A 14,472-nucleotide genomic window follows, 5' to 3' on the forward strand; every position below is an offset into this window, starting at 1 on the left:
CGCTTGGGACGCCTTGGCATATCGCGCCAGTCTAGCGGCAGAGGCGGTCGGGCGGACAGATACAGATCGGCGGATTGATGGGCACAACAGATGGGCGGCGCCTCAAGCCGCCACGGCTTGCGGCTGATGGCGCAGCCGCCGCACGGGCGACGCGAACAGCACCGCGAACTGCACCGCGAACCCCACGCTGGACACCCACAGGCAGGCCTCGACCCCCACCCGCGCCGCCAGCGCCGCGCCTATCAACGCGCCCACCGGCCGCGCGCCGAAGGTGGCGGTGACGATCACGGCCGACACGCGGCCCAGCAGCGCATTGGGCGTGACCGACTGGCGTAGCGTGGTGGTGGCAATCGTCCACAGGATCGGGCCGGCGCCGAACAGAAAGAAACCCACTGCCGCCCAGGCGCCGGACGGCAGCGCCAGGGTCGACAGCAGGATCAGGCTGGCCGCCAGCGCGCATAGCGGCCCGGCCGCGATCAGCGCGCCGAACGGCAGACGGGCGGCCAGCCAGGGCGCGGCCAGCGCGCCGGCCAGCATGCCCGCGCCGTAGATGCCCAGCGTGGCGCCCACGCCCGCCGCCGTCAGGCCCAGATGGGCGACGGCATACGCCACGTACACGGCCTGCAGCACGAACCAGGCGGTATTGAAGAACACCGCGGTCACCAGCACGGGCCGCAGCAGCGGATGGGTGGCCACGAACGCGGCGCCCTCGGCCAGTTCGCGCCACAGCCGTCGGCGTGGCGCCGTGCGCGGCGGCTCGGCCGGAAGGCCCGCCAGCAGCATGGCGGCCAGCAGCGACAGCGCCGTGGCCAGCCCATAGGCGCTGGAAGCGCCGATCCAGCCGACCAGCGCGCCGCCCAGGGCCGGCCCTGCCGAAAACGCCGCGCTGCGCGCCAGTTCCAGCCAGCGGTTGGCGTTGCCCAGGTCGCGGGCCGGCACCAGCGTCGGCACCAGCGCCGGGGCGGCCACGTTGTAGGCCACCGTGCCCACCGCACCCAGAAAACCCAGCACGGCCAGCCATCCCAGATTCAATCCGCCCAGCGCGAGCAAGGCCAGCAGGCCCAAGAGGCTGGCGGCGCGGGCGCACTCGGCGGCCGTCATCAATGCGCGCCGCGATATCCGGTCGGCCAGCACGCCGGCCGGCAGCGATAGCAGCAGGAAGGGCAACGTCTGCGCGGTCTGCAGATAACCGGTTTGGGCCGCACTCGCGCCCAACGCCAGCACGGCCACCAGCGGCGCGGCGGCCAGGGCGATCTGTTCAGAGAACTGAGCGGCCAGGTTGGACGCGGCGAGACGCCGGAAGGCCGGGGGCAGGGCGGGCATGGGGCGGGCGGCAGGGCCGCAGAAACGGCAAGGGCCCGATCATGATCGGGCCCCGCGCGGTCCGCACTCCGAATGTTGCGATGGTTCAGCGCCAGGAATCGGCGGACCGTCGCCCAGGCCGCCCGGGCGTTTCGCTCAAGGAATCGGCGGGTAATCGCCGAAGCCGTCCGGCCAAGGCGTCAGGACTTCATAGCCGGTCTCGGTGACCACCACCATGTGTTCCCACTGCGCCGACAGCGAGCGGTCTTTGGTGACGACGGTCCAGCCGTCGGGCAGTTGCTTGGTCTGCGGCTTGCCGGCGTTGATCATGGGCTCGATGGTGAACATCATGCCCGGCTGCAGCACCATGCCTTCACCCGGGCGGCCGTAGTGCAGCACCTGGGGATCGTCGTGGTAGATCTGGCCGATGCCGTGGCCGCAGTATTCGCGCACGATGCTGAAGTGCTCGCGGTGCGCGACGGTCTGGATGGCGTGGCCGATGTCGCCCAGCGTGGCGCCCGGCTTGACCGCCAGGATGCCGGCGCGCATGGCTTCGTAGGTGGTGTTGACCAGGCGCCGCGCCAGCGGGCTGGGCTGGCCCACGAAGTACATGCGGCTGGTGTCGCCATACCAGCCGTCCTTGATGACGGCGACGTCGATGTTCAGGATGTCGCCGTTCTTCAGGACCTTGGCCGACGGAATGCCGTGGCAGATCACGTGGTTGGCCGACGCACAGATGGTCTTGGGAAAGCCGTGGTAGCCGACGTTGGCGGGAATGGCCTGCTGCACGTTGACGATGTAGTCATGGCAGATGCGGTCCAGTTCGTCGGTGGTGACGCCGGGGCGCACGTGCTCGGCAATCATGTGCAGCACGTCCGCGGCCAGTGCGCCGGCCTTGCGGGCCATGACGATGTCGGCGGCGGACTTGATCGAAACCTTCTTCGCCATTTACGCGGCCTCCTGCTGGCCGGGTTGCGGTTGCCCCTGGGACAGCGCCGCGATGCTGAAGCCCTCCGCCTGCTCGATGCGGATCAGCAGCTGGCAGATATCGGCGTGGCGCAATTCGGGGTACAGCTCGGACAGCATGCCGATGCGCATCCAGTGTTCCGCCTGGGAATTGATGGAGCGGCTGAGCGCGCCGCTGGCGACGCGCAGGTTTTCGTGCATCTGCTCGGAGATCTTGACGATGCCCATAGTGAACGTTCCGTATATGATTTGTATATGGAACGTATAGTACTGCGGGTTACCGACGGGTGCAAATCGGCGCCCTGAACGGACGCCCACGGACGCCGACGCCGGGCAGCCTCAGGCAGTTTGCGCGGCCGGCGCCTTGTCCAGCAGGTTCATCCCGTCCAGCAGCTTGTAGCGCGCCGGGTACTGCGACCGTGCGTACGGCTCGCAGCCGGTGCCCTGGGTGGCCACGGCCATCACCACGAATTCCGCGAAGTCCTCTTGCGGGCCGGCCTTGGCGTAGTCGGACGGCACCTTGCCGTCGGACCGCGCGGCCGCCGCCCAGGCCTTCATGTCGACCTGGGTGTTGTTGGCGTAGCTGTGGGCCAGCTCGTGCAGCACGGCGTGGTCGACCATGCCTTGCTCGCCGGGCATGCTGTAGAGCGTGATGTGCGAGAACATCGTTTCGCCCACGGTATGCGCGTCGCGCGTCGGGTCGGCCCACGGCGGGCCCTTGACGACCTGCGCGTTCAGGCGGGTGACGCGGTCTTCCAGCGACATGCCGCGCGCAATGCGAATCTGCAGATCGCGGCCTTGCAACAGCGCCTTGGGCGCCGCGCCCAGGCTCTTGGCCACCTGTTCGGGCTGCGGCTGGGGCTGTTCGGTCAGGCGTTCGGTGATCTCGCTGGACGAGCGCTGCAACAGGTTGCCGGTCCAGGGCGATTCGCGCGGCTCCAGCACCACCGGCACGCGCTGGCCGCCGGGCCAGGCCTCGTACATGACGCACTTGTCGTCGCCTTGGCGGGCCTGGCCGGCCGGCGGCTGGTAGGCCGATGGGCCGGTCATGCGTACGGGCGCGCGCTTGGCGTCGAACATCTGCTCGGTCAGTTTCAGCGTGTCGGACACGTGGGCGCATTGGGCGGGCGCGTCCTGCGGCGCGATCGCCGCGGCCAGCGCGGCCGGCGCGCCGGCCTGTACGGCCGCGGCCGCATCGTTCACGCCCGAACCGCCGCCTTGGCCGCCGCCATGCTCAAGCTGGTAGAACTGCTGGCTGGCGATCAGCGTGGCGCCGCAAGACGTTTTCATGCCTTCCAGCGCGGTGGGGCGGTTCGAGCTGACGCTCTGCACGCCTTCCACGATGGTGTGCTGGCCGGCGCACTTGGGGCAGGTGACGCGGTCGCCCACGCGCGCCATGGGCTGGCCGAAGATCTGGACGGACTCGTCCCCGGTGACGACCACGCCGCCATGTGACGTGCGGTCGCCCTTGCGTATTACGGATCGCTGCGCCATGGCCGGCCGTTGCTCCGAAAGGATGGTTATTTATGCTTACAGATAGGTGCCGTCAGGCGCCATGCGAGGCGGGCCCACGACGAAGGTGCCGTCGGGCGCCATGCGCACGGGACCGCCGCTGCCCAGGTAGCTGCCGTCGGGCGCGCGCTGCGGCGTGCCGGCAACGTAGGTGCCGTCCGGCGCCCGTGTGATCGGCCCGCCGTCGCCGACGTAAGTGCCGTCCGGGCAGCGCCGCGGCGTGCCATTGATGAAGCGGCCGTTGGGCATCATGTGGAATGACTTGTTCATCGCGACTCCCAGTTTTTGGAGAGCTTGAATGATATCCAGGGTGCCTGATGCGCTTTGTAATAGGACGTGTCATCTTAGAACGTAACGTCGTTACAGATATGGGATCATCGCTGCTTTCGACGCCGCCACGACTCAGGAACCCATGAGCGATATCGACGCATTGTTGCAGCCCATTCCCGGCCCGGCGCCTTGTGGCGCCGACATGGTTTTTTCGGCCGAATTCGACGCCATCCGCGAAGCCCGCCGCCACGACGACCCCCACCTGGACCAGGGCGACTGGGTCATCGACATCAAAGAGGCCGACTGGCCCCAGGTCATCCGCATCTGCACCGACGTGCTGGCCAATCGCAGCAAGGACGTGCGCGTGGCCGCCTGGCTGGCCGAAGCCTGGGCCAAGACGCGCGGCTTTGCCGGCCTGCGCGACGGCTTCCTGCTGGTCGACGGCCTGTGCCGCCACTACTGGGACGGCCTGCATCCCGTGCCGGACGAGGGCGATGCGCAGCAGCGCGTCGGCAACCTGGCCTGGCTGCTGTCGCGCTCGCAGCAACTGGTGCGCGAACTGCCGCTGACGCAGTCCGAAGGCGGGCGCTTTGGCGCGGTGCTGTGGGATAGCGCCAGCCAGTTGGCCAACGCCATCAAGCGCACGCCGCAGAATGCGGCCGACATGTCGCGCGGCAAGGTCACGCTGGACCAGTTCGATGCCGCCCGCCGCGATACCCCGCCCGCGTTTTATTCCGACCTCGAAAGCCAGCTGCAAAGCTGCTTCGCGGCCGTGGACGTGCTGGAACTGACGCTGACCGAACGCCTGGGCGATGACGGCCCGGCCTTCACGCCGCTGCGCACGGCCCTGCAGGACGTGACCGAACTCGTGCATCGTTTCGCCCGCGAGGCCGGACTGCTGGTGCGCGCCGACCTGGCGCCGCCAGCCGTGGCCCCGGCCGCATCGCCTGCCGGCGCACCCGCCATCCGGATGGAGCCCACCTTGACCGCTGCCGCCGATCTCCCGTCCGCCGCGCCCGCGCCCGCGCGCGGCCCGCTGCAAACCCGCGACCAGGCCCTGGCGCAATTGCGTGAAGTGGCTGAGTTCTTTCGCCGCACCGAACCGCACAGCCCGGTGGCCTATCTGGCCGACAAGGCGGCCAGCTGGGGCGAGATGTCGCTGCACCTGTGGCTGCGCACCGTGGTCAAGAACGGCGAGGCCCTGTCGGGCCTGGAAGAGCTGCTGGGCGTGCCCAAGCCGCCCGAGCACAACGGCTGATAGCAAAAGGGCCCCAGGCATGCTGCCGGGGCCCGCAACGCGGCGTGTTCGCCGCCTGTTCGATGGGTGCCCGGCCGTCGCGGCCGGGGGCAGGCCTTACCGGCTGGCCCGGAACTCGATCCGGCGGTTCTTGGCCCGGCCTTCCGCGGTGGCGTTGGTGGCCACCGGCTGGTCCGGCCCCGCGCCCAAGGTCTCGAAGCGCCCGGGCGGCAAGCCCTTGTCCACCAGGTAGGCCCTGACCGCGTCGGCACGCGCCTGGCTCAGCGCCAGGTTGGTGCTGCGGCTGCCGGAACTGTCGGTGTGGCCGATGATCTGCACCTTGTCGCTGTGCAGCTTGGGCACTACGTCGGCCACCTGGTCCAGCAGCTCGCGGCCGCGCGCGGTCAGCGTGGCGCTGCCGGTTTCGAATTCCACCACGCGGTTGGTCAGCACCTTGTCCAGCAGGCCCTGCTCGTCCTTGCCGGCCGCCACGCGCAGCCCGTTGACGATCTTGTAGGTGGGGTTGAGCGAGGTCGCGAAGGTGCTGGCGATCTGCTGGCGCGAGGCTTCGTTCTGCACCTCGCCGCGCAGGCGGATCTGGGTGCCGTCCACTTCCAGCTGGCCGCGGTTGATCTGCTTGAGCGGCTGGCCGATCAGCTTGCCCACGTGTTCGGACCAGTTCGGCGGCGCCACCACGCCGCCCACTTCGATCTGGTCGATCACGTTGCCCACGCCATACACCTGTTGCAGCCGCGTCAGCACGTCGGCCTTGGTGGCCTCGTCGGGCACGGCGCCGCTGGCCACCACCTGGCCCGGTTGCGGAATGACATTGGCGGGCACGACGGTGGCGCCGTCTTGCGCCATGGCGGCGGACGACAGCAGCGCCGCCAGGATCAGGAGAGAGACGCGCATGGTCAGGCTCCGGTGAAGACTTCGCGGTAGGTGTCCAGCGCCATGCGCAGGGACAACCGCGGTTGGTCCAGGTAGCTGGACAGCTTGGCCAGGCCATGGCTGGCCGACACGTGGTTGCGCACCCAGGGCGCGTCTTCCAGCACGATGTGCTGTTCGGCAAACGCCTGCGGCGTGGACAGCAGGCTGGCCAGCGTCTGCGGCGACGCGCCGCGAAAGCCCGCCACCAGCCGATGCTTGCCGGCAATGCGGCCGATGAACACGGTGATCTCGAAATCGGCGCGAGACAGGAACGGCGCGATCAGCGTCATCCAGTACGAGGCCACCAGGTTCAGGTAGAGCGGATCGTCGGGCAGCGGCAGCGCCAGCCCGCGATCGAGCTGCGACGAGCCGCTGGACATCACGGGTTCAAGCAGAATGCCCAGCGCCAGGATGATGTCGTGCACCCGCGCCGCGTGGCCGTTGCCGCGCAGCATGGCTTCCAGGCGCTCGACGGTCTGCAGGTCGACAAACGCGTCAAAGCCGTCGTCGGCCTCGGTGCGAATTTCGCCTTCGAGTTCGTTCAGCGCCTGCAAGGCGGCCGCGGGGTCGGCGTCGGTCATCAGCAGCGCCGCGGCGCCGCTCATGCGGTTCCAGAGCCGGCTGAAGGCCATGGGACTGCGGGCGATGAATTCCAGCGGCCGCTGCACCTCCACCGAGGTTGCGGACAGGAACGGAAAGCGCCGGCCCGACTGGTCGCGGCTGGGCTGCAGGTGGCCCGCAATGGCCAGCTTGCCGCGCGACCCCAGGATGGCAAACGGCATGGGTTCGGCTTCGTCGTACAGCGTCTTCCAGTGCGGTTCCTGGGCCAGCAGTTCCATCGTGTTGGCGACCCAGGCGTCCAGCGTGGCCATCAACTGCGGGTGCGAGGTGTTCTTGACGAAGTCGCCGCGGGCCGGGATCTTGCCGAAATAGGCCGTGCGGAACAGGGGGGACTGCAAGTTGCTCATTGCGGCGCTCCGGGTCGCGTCTGGGCGGAGGAGGATTCGGGGGTGGCGCCCACCACGGAAGAGGGCAGGCGCAGGTTGCGCAGGCCCTGGCTGCCGCCGGGCTCGCTGCCACCGGCGCCAGGCGCCTGGGCGTTGCTGATGATGCGCAGCTTCACGGGGACGGTCACGTTGGACTTGCCCCAGCTCATGTTGAAGCTGCCGTCGGCGTTGGACGTGCGCTGGGCGGTGGCGATCAGGCGTTCCAGGCCGAAGCGGCCCGGCTCGTTGACGATCTCGACCACGCTGCCGTCAAAGGTGGTGGCGGTGATGCGCGCACCCGGCGCGCCCTGCGCATTGGGCCACACGAAGTTGACCCACTGCGGCGGCGTGTTGCGGTAGCGCAGCTGCTGGCCGTCGATCTCGATGGTGTATTCCGTCACGCCCGAGGCCGGCTTGGGCTGGATCTGGAACAGCGTCTGCGGCTGGCTGGCCGCGCCGCTGCCTGCCGCGCCGCCCGACAGCGGCGCCACCCACTGCGCGAAGTTCGCCGTGAACGTCGGCTGCAGGCTCACGCCCATGTCGCCCCAGGTGCGCGCCGTCAGGATGTCGCCGCGGCGCACGGTCAGCGGGCCCAGCGTGTCGTTGACGTACTTGGCGATGCTGCCTTGCGGGCCGAACACCTGGCCGATCTCGTCGCTGCTGGCCTCGACGCTCGCGCGCGCGGCAAACGGATACTTCTCGGCCAGCGTCAGGTTGAACGGCTGGTAGATCTGCGCGTTCCAGACTTTGTTCAATTCAGACTCGGCCGGCTGCATGGCCACGGCGTAGGCCTGGATCAGCGGCCGCACCAGCAGCGGCCGCAACGTTTCGCGCTGGGTCGCGGACAGGCCCGCCAGCATCTGCTCGTCCACCAGCTTGAGTGCATCGGCCAGTTCCGAATCCTTGCCCTCCAGCGTCTGGCGCAGCAGGATCAGCGAGCCGGGGCCGGGGTCTCCCTGGTTGTTCAGCAGGTTGAAGCGGGTGCGGATCTTGGACAGCGCGCCCATGTAGTTGCCCAGCAGCGACTGGTTCTCGCGCGTGACCACCAGGCGGGCCACATCCGAGAATTCGCGGCCCACCGGGCCCATCGGAATCGCTTCGCCATTGGCCGTGGTGGTGGCCGCCGGCGCGGGCGGCGTCTGGCGCAGGATCACGCGCTTGAACCAGCCCACCACGCCGCTTTGCGCCTGTTGCAGGCCGGCGTTGATCAGCGACGGGTTGTCCCACGAGGTCTGCTCGTAGGTGGTGTTGATCAGCTTGGCGATGGGCGAGGTCTGCGGATCGCCCAGGCGGTTCATGGCGCCCACCGACTGCTCGAAGCTGGTGAACGGCTTGATGGTGACGCCGCGCAGGAACTTCTGCCATTCCTGGGCGTATTCCGTCTTGTACATCGTCGCCAGGCTCTTCTGGATCTGCTCGGGACTGCCGTCCAGCGTCAGGTCGTCGCGTGCGTTCACGCCCAGCACCCAGTCGCTGGTCTGCACTTCCTTCTTGGCGGCCTCGTTGATGGCGGGCTGGATGTACTGCTCCCAGGCTTCGCGGGTGAAGGTGCCGGGGATGGCGTAGCTGCCGGCCACCACGCCTGCGTCGTTCTCGCCCACGATGCGCGCCACCGTCATGGTCTGGAAGCGCGTGGCGGCGCGGGCCTTCAGCGTGGCGTAGGCGCGTTCGCGCGCCGGCATGCCCTGCATCACGGCGCGCAGGCTGGCGCGGGTCTTCTCGACCAGGGCCAGGTTGGTGTCGATCTGCGGCCAGCCGGCATCGGGCGCGCGGCTGACGTAGAACGAGATCAGGCGCTCGCCGCTGCGGATCAGCTGGTCGCGCGGCATGGCGCCGCGGTTGGTCTCGAGCCAGCCGCGCCAGAAACGCGTGATCTGGTCGGACAGGTGAGTGGGGTCGACGTGCTGGTGATTGGCCATCATCAGGTACGTCTTGAGCGCGTTGTAGGCGTCGTCGGCGTTGGTGGGGGAGGCATCCTGGAACAGCGTGTCGCCGCCCGGATTGTGCGGCGTGCGCGTGGCTTGCGGCGCCGGTTGCGGCGCGCCGCCAGCAGCCGCGGCGGCGCCGGACATGTCCACCTTGGCCAGGAAATCTTCCAGGCTGGCCTTGACCGGACTCAGCATGAACTGGCGCGCGCCGTTGTAGTACTCGGCCAGCAGGCGTTCCTTGAGCACGTCGCCCTGGTACAGGCCCAGGCCCAGCGACCACGGCCGGCTGGACGAATAGCGGTCCAGCTGCTCGATGCGGTCCTGCAGGATCTCCATGGCTTCCAGGCGGCTTTGCAGATCGGTGCGTTCGCTTTGCAGGCGCACCACCTTGTCCAGGTCGGCCTGCACGTTCTGCGCCAGCTGGCGGTTGCCCAGGTACGACCAGCTCCAGCCGCCCAGCACCAGGCCCAGCGCCAGCACCAGGCCGAAGAAGGTCACGTAGCGCATGCGCGTCTTGGCCGGGCTGGCGTGCTGGCGCACCAGCTTCTTGTCGGCGAAGATCACGCTGGAAAACAGGTCGCGCAGGAAAAATCCGTTGTGCGACGACACGTTGCGGGCCTGGCCGCGCGCCGCCGGCCGCAGGTCAAAGCGCTCGGCCAGCCGCTCGGTGGACGTGCTTTGCGACACGCCTTCCTGCAAGGCGCTGGTGAAATAGAAGCCGCGAAACACCGGCTTGTACTGGAACGGGTTGGTTTCGAACAGCGTCGACAGGAACATGCGCAGCGCGGGCTTGATGCCGGCGAATTCCAGCGGAAAGGTCAACAGCCCCGGCGGCAGGTCGCTGCGGCTGCGCAGCGAAATCTGCGCCGTGCCCATTTCCTTCAGGCCCTCGTACAGCTCGTCGAAGCGTTCGTCGAACAGGGCCAGCACGTCGCGGTTTTCTTCGGCACCGTAGGGCAGGGTGGCGCCCCACACGCGGTCGCGCTCGCGCTGGTCGCTGTCGGAGAAGAACTCGCTGAAGCCCGAGATCAGGTCGGCCTTGGTGAAGATGATGTACACCGGCGCAAACACTTCCAGCCGGTCGGTCAGTTCCTGCACGCGCTGGCGCAGGTTCTTGGCCAGGTTGATTGCGAATTCGGGGCCCGCGCCGGTCAGCTCGTCGATGCTGGCCGCCACGATGATGCCGTTGATCGGCGCCTTGGGGCGGTGGCGCTTGAGCAGGTCCAGAAAGCCCATCCATTCATTGCGGTCTTCTTCGTGCACCGAATAGCGGCCCGCGGTATCCAGCAGAATGCCTTCGGTGGTGAAGAACCAGTCGCAGTTGCGCGTGCCGCCCACGCCGCGCACGGCCGCGCCGTTCTTGTCGGCGAAGGGAAATTGCAGGCCCGAATTGATGACCGCGCTGCTCTTGCCCGCGGCCGGGTTGCCGATCACGATGTACCAGGGCAGCTCGTACAGGGCTTCGTTGCCCGACACCTGTCCGATCTTCGAGGTCTTGATGGTGCGCACCGCCTGGATCAGCCGCGTGCGCAGCGCGTCGACCTCGCCGCGGTTGGCGGCTGCCGCGCCCGTCTGCACCTGCTGCTCCAGCATGTCGCCCAGGTTCTTGTTGGCGCGCCGCGCACGGCGCCGGCGCCACAGGAAGGCGCACAGCCAGAGAAACAGGAAGATCCCCAGCGCGATGCCCGCCCATACGAGGCCGATCTCGACCGTGTCGGCGAACAGGAACAGGAACACGACCAGGGCGATCAGGCCGATCGCCATGAACAGGCGCGGGTTGCCCAGCGCGCGTGAGGTCCAGTGCCTGCCTTCGCTCATGGCGCTGGAAATACCGGAGAAGAAACCTGAAGGGCTACGCATGATTTTGGCTGTTTTTATAGGGGTCAAGCGGAGGGGGAAAGGGGGTGGGACACCAGCGCTAGCGTGCGTAGCGCCGGGTCTTGCGTCATGACGACCAGGACCGGCGCTTCGGCCTGCGTGCTGGCCTGGCCCGCGACGGCCAGGGTCAGCAGATGCGCGGCCAAGCCTGTGTAGCCGCAGACCGTGCCGACCGCCAGGCAATCCTGGTTCGGGTCCAGCGCGGGAAACAGCGTGCTGGCCAGCCCCGCGGCTTCCAGCGGCCGGCTGCCGCGGTGGTCGGCGTCGCTGACCAACGCACGGATGTCGTCCGCGCGTCGCGCGTGCTGGGTCAGGAAGTGGGTGGCCAGTTCGGTCAGCATGGGTTCGCTGGCGGCGCCGCGCGCGTCTGCGTCGGTCGCGCGGTGCGCCATGGCCGACAGCGTCAGCGCGAAGGCACCTTCGGGCGGCAGGGCGGGCGGGGCGCTGTTGGCGTCGGGCGGCGCGGTCTGCGCCAGGTCGAGCAGCAGGCCCGCGGCGGCCTCGCCGGGCACGCGGCCTTGCGGCGTGGCGGTGCTGACCAAGGTGCCGCCGGCATCCCAGTCCTGCACCACGTTCGCATCAATATAGGAATCGGCCGCGGCCACGATGCGCAGCGGGGCGCGGTCCGCGGCAAGCGGTTCCAGCGCCAGTTGGCGCAGCAGGCGGTCGCTGGCCAGCGTGTCTTCGGCTTTGTGCAACTGCACGGTCAGGCGCGAGGGCGCCCACACGGCCGCTGCGCGGGCCTGTTCCAGCGCGTGGTCGCGTGCGGCCTGCGGCCATTGCGCGGGCAGCAGCAGCTCCAGCTGCAGCAGCGGCCAATCGTGGTCGCGTTCCGGCGTGCCGTGATCCAGCACGTGGCCGCGGGCCTCTTGCGACAGCGTTTCAATCACCTCGCACAGCAGCGCCGTGGCGCGCAGGCGGTCATCCGAACGCGCCACCTGCGGAGCCTTGTCGGCGTGGGCGGCTTCGCGCAGGGCGTCGACATCCAGGTGCTCGGCGCGGGCGCTGAACACCGGAAAGCCGCGCGCGTTCGTCAGCTGGGGGTCCAGGTCCGGCCGCTGTTGCTCGGCCAGCGCGTCGTGGATCGCCGCGGCATCGCTGCCGGGCGCGGCGCGGGCGGCGCCGGCCAGGGCCACCAGGCGGGTCACGGCGGCGGCGGCCGGGGCCTGCGCCGCGGCGCCATCGGTCTTGGGGGCCGCGGCCGCGGCGGCGCGGGCCTCGCGGCGGGCGCGAGCGATGCGCAGGCCCGCCCAGCCCGCCGCAATCAGGGCCAGCGGCAAGGCGAACAGGTACAGCCCGATATCCACGCCGGTGGGCAGCGTGCGCGATTCCTGCCACCAGATGATGACGCCCAGCCAGACGACGCCAAACACCAGGGCCAGCACGAGGCCGGTCTTCAAGAGGCGGCCCATCATTGCGCGGCTCCGGCGTCGCGGCGGATCACGCCGGGGCGGCGCAGCTCGGTGTGGCCGAAGTCCATCAGCTTCCAGCGGCCGCCCCAGGTCAGGCCGACGCGCTCGGCGGTTTCGCCGAACAGTTCATAGCCACGCATGGCCCAGGGGTCTTTTTCGGACACCACCACCTTGCCGTCGCGCAGGAACGCGCTGTCCGCGGCCAGGCCGTACTGGTGATAGCTCTGGTAGGCGCCGGCATTGGTCACGTGCGATCCCTTGGCGGCCAGTTCGGCCTGGCGTTCAGGGCTGCGATAGCCCTCGATCAACACCATTTCGTAGCCATGCTCTTCACGCATGACGCGATACGCGGCCAGCAGGCGCTGGCGGTAATCCGCATCCAGCAGGTTCCAGTCGCGGCTTGCGCCGCCCAGGTTCGGACGCACCAATTCAACCTCGCGCGTAGTGAAGACTTCGGGGGGCAGGGGCGGCGGCGGCACCAGCCTTTCGCCCGTCAACAATGCCTGGATTCTGGGGTCCGGACCGGCCATCCGGTCCTCGTAAATAAATGTGTGATTGTGTCGCATGACGAAAGCGAAAAGGGACGGAAGCAACACCACCGCAAGCACCGCGGCGATCTGCCAGCGGTAGATGGAAAACGTATTTCCGGCCCTGCCGACGCCTGCTCGTACCACTTGCGCCGAGCCCCCGACCATACCCCCGGCATGGCCCGCGCCACGCGTCACGCGGCGGCGAAATCCCTGCGCGAACGCACGCGCGCTTCGCGCGGTTGCGGCCCGCAAGGACGGGAAAACCAGCAACGCGGAAACGCCTATCGCGAGCAGAAAATATAGGGGCAGTAGAACTAGCAACGGTATCCCTCAATCACGAAGGCGTAATCTTTTGTTCTATTCGGGATTGAGGCAAGCGCTTGGGCGTTGCAGACAGCGTCGATGCTTTAGGAATCGTAACAAGAAGCCGTGATCTAAAAGATGTCATCAGGTATTCTCGGACACCTTGGTTAAAAGGGGTTTTATGCGCCCCAGCCAACACGGGACCTCGCATGGCAGAAGACGAAAAAAGATCGCGACCACCGCCCTCTATTCCAAGTTTGCTGGCCGGGCGCTCATCCACGCCGGATGAGCGGCAGTCGTCGCGCATACTCGCCACGCTCGAAGGCCGCGTGCCCGACGCCGAGGTCAAGCACCTGCCGCCCAAGACGCGTTCCAAGACACCGCTGGTGGTGTTGCTGCTGCTGTTTCTAGGCGCGGTGGGCGCGGGCTTGTGGGCGGTGTACGACACGGCGCAGTTGCCTGTGGTCGTGGCCCGCGCGGACGCCGATGTGTCGTCCGGCCTGCCCACGTCCGGCGCCGCCGTGCCGGGCACTTCACCGTCAGGCGCCACGACGCCGAACGCCGCATTGCCGACGGCCTCGCTCAATCAGCCGGCTGCGGGGCAAGCGCCGGCGCGGGCCAATGCCGAAGCGCCGCCGTCCAATGCGGCCACCATCATCGAAGACCATCCGCTGGCGCAACTGACCCAGCCCGATGCGCAGGCCGACTTGCGCGAGCCCGCCAATCCGCTGGCCGCGCTTGCCGTGACGGCCGCCGCGCCCAACAAGCCTGCGGCCGCGGCGTCGGCCAAGGCGCCTGGCCCGGCCCCGCAGCGCACCGAGCGTGCGCGCGACGGCTCGGTAGCCGCGGCGACGGCGGCCGCCCCGCAAGCCACGACGGCCAAAGGCGCGCCCAAGGCCGCCGCCACGCCCGCGCGCGGCAAGGCCGCGCCACGCAGCGACAGCGACGCCGCGTTGTTGGCGGCGTTGATGTCCTACGGCCTGCCGCCCGCATCCCCGCCCGGCACCAAGGTCTACAAGACCGACGGCATCTTCGTGCGCGAGCTGCCGGGGGCTTCGCTGTCCACCCGCCTGGGGGAATGCCGCAAGCTCGGTTTCCTTGAAAGCGAACAATGCCGCCTGCGCGTTTGCGCGGGCCACTGGGGCACCGCTCCGGAATGTCCCAATGCGCAAGCTCACACCGAGCCTTGAGCGCTGCTGAATAAGGTTTTCCCCCGTG

The 14,472-nt window shown here is 68.8% G+C and carries 12 protein-coding genes; 2 read left to right on the forward strand and 10 right to left on the reverse strand.

From position 1 onward, the window contains the following. Positions 1–102: 102 nt before the first annotated feature. The 5 genes from AC3WMR_RS09355 to AC3WMR_RS09375 form a co-directional block, all read right to left on the reverse strand. Positions 103–1,323: an MFS transporter gene (locus tag AC3WMR_RS09355; RefSeq protein WP_492266485.1), complete on the reverse strand. Its 1,221-nt coding sequence runs from the start codon at positions 1,321–1,323 to the stop codon at positions 103–105. A 135-nt stretch (positions 1,324–1,458) separates the two neighbouring features. Beyond that, positions 1,459–2,250, reverse strand: coding sequence for a type I methionyl aminopeptidase (gene map, locus AC3WMR_RS09360; RefSeq protein ID WP_025137935.1), 792 nt, complete (start codon positions 2,248–2,250; stop codon positions 1,459–1,461). After that, complete coding sequence (locus AC3WMR_RS09365; protein ID WP_025137936.1) at positions 2,251–2,496, reverse strand: ParD-like family protein; 246 nt, start codon at positions 2,494–2,496, stop codon at positions 2,251–2,253. Positions 2,497–2,607: 111 nt separating this feature from the next. Next, positions 2,608–3,762, reverse strand: a complete 1,155-nt coding sequence (locus tag AC3WMR_RS09370; RefSeq protein WP_492266486.1) for a PAAR domain-containing protein — start codon at positions 3,760–3,762, stop codon at positions 2,608–2,610. 36 nt (positions 3,763–3,798) lie between these two features. Beyond that, positions 3,799–4,050, reverse strand: coding sequence for a hypothetical protein (locus tag AC3WMR_RS09375; protein ID WP_025137938.1), 252 nt, complete (start codon positions 4,048–4,050; stop codon positions 3,799–3,801). Positions 4,051–4,192: 142 nt separating this feature from the next. On the opposite strand from AC3WMR_RS09375, the gene tssA reads away from it, so the two are divergent. Next, on the forward strand, positions 4,193–5,308 hold the full coding sequence (gene tssA / locus AC3WMR_RS09380; protein ID WP_492266487.1) for a type VI secretion system protein TssA: 1,116 nt from the start codon (positions 4,193–4,195) through the stop codon (positions 5,306–5,308). A 96-nt stretch (positions 5,309–5,404) separates the two neighbouring features. On the opposite strand, the gene AC3WMR_RS09385 is transcribed toward tssA, so the two are convergent. The 5 genes from AC3WMR_RS09385 to AC3WMR_RS09405 form a co-directional block, all read right to left on the reverse strand. Next, positions 5,405–6,199, reverse strand: a complete 795-nt coding sequence (locus AC3WMR_RS09385; RefSeq protein ID WP_025137940.1) for an OmpA family protein — start codon at positions 6,197–6,199, stop codon at positions 5,405–5,407. 2 nt (positions 6,200–6,201) lie between these two features. Beyond that, positions 6,202–7,185, reverse strand: coding sequence for a type VI secretion system-associated protein TagF (gene tagF, locus AC3WMR_RS09390; RefSeq protein WP_025137941.1), 984 nt, complete (start codon positions 7,183–7,185; stop codon positions 6,202–6,204). Continuing rightward, a complete protein-coding gene (gene tssM, locus AC3WMR_RS09395; RefSeq protein ID WP_492266491.1) occupies positions 7,182–10,949 on the reverse strand; it encodes a type VI secretion system membrane subunit TssM in 3,768 nt (1,255 codons plus the stop codon). The genes tagF and tssM overlap by 4 nt, the downstream gene beginning before the upstream one ends. A gap of 65 nt (positions 10,950–11,014) precedes the next feature. Continuing rightward, on the reverse strand, positions 11,015–12,424 hold the full coding sequence (locus AC3WMR_RS09400) for a hypothetical protein (RefSeq protein ID WP_492281567.1): 1,410 nt from the start codon (positions 12,422–12,424) through the stop codon (positions 11,015–11,017). Further along, complete coding sequence (locus tag AC3WMR_RS09405; RefSeq protein WP_492266855.1) at positions 12,421–13,272, reverse strand: M15 family metallopeptidase; 852 nt, start codon at positions 13,270–13,272, stop codon at positions 12,421–12,423. Before AC3WMR_RS09405 ends, AC3WMR_RS09400 begins: the two co-directional genes overlap by 4 nt. A 311-nt stretch (positions 13,273–13,583) precedes the next feature. On the opposite strand from AC3WMR_RS09405, the gene AC3WMR_RS09410 reads away from it, so the two are divergent. Beyond that, the gene (locus AC3WMR_RS09410) at positions 13,584–14,444 is read left to right on the forward strand and encodes a hypothetical protein (RefSeq protein ID WP_492266856.1); all 861 of its coding nucleotides are present in this window, start codon (positions 13,584–13,586) and stop codon (positions 14,442–14,444) included. The last annotated feature ends 28 nt before the right edge of the window (positions 14,445–14,472 follow it).

The organism is Achromobacter sp. FW305-C-28, assembly GCF_058783235.1.

Coding starts and splice junctions, on each gene's coding strand:
- AC3WMR_RS09370 (WP_492266486.1), bottom strand. CDS start 3,762: ATGGCGCAGCGATCCGTAATACGCAAGGGCGACCGCACGTCACATGGC.
- tssA (WP_492266487.1), top strand. CDS start 4,193: ATGAGCGATATCGACGCATTGTTGCAGCCCATTCCCGGCCCGGCGCCT.
- AC3WMR_RS09355 (WP_492266485.1), bottom strand. CDS start 1,323: ATGCCCGCCCTGCCCCCGGCCTTCCGGCGTCTCGCCGCGTCCAACCTG.
- tagF (WP_025137941.1), bottom strand. CDS start 7,185: ATGAGCAACTTGCAGTCCCCCCTGTTCCGCACGGCCTATTTCGGCAAG.
- tssM (WP_492266491.1), bottom strand. CDS start 10,949: ATGAGCGAAGGCAGGCACTGGACCTCACGCGCGCTGGGCAACCCGCGC.
- AC3WMR_RS09375 (WP_025137938.1), bottom strand. CDS start 4,050: ATGAACAAGTCATTCCACATGATGCCCAACGGCCGCTTCATCAATGGC.
- map (WP_025137935.1), bottom strand. CDS start 2,250: ATGGCGAAGAAGGTTTCGATCAAGTCCGCCGCCGACATCGTCATGGCC.
- AC3WMR_RS09365 (WP_025137936.1), bottom strand. CDS start 2,496: ATGGGCATCGTCAAGATCTCCGAGCAGATGCACGAAAACCTGCGCGTC.
- AC3WMR_RS09400 (WP_492281567.1), bottom strand. CDS start 12,424: ATGATGGGCCGCCTCTTGAAGACCGGCCTCGTGCTGGCCCTGGTGTTT.
- AC3WMR_RS09385 (WP_025137940.1), bottom strand. CDS start 6,199: ATGCGCGTCTCTCTCCTGATCCTGGCGGCGCTGCTGTCGTCCGCCGCC.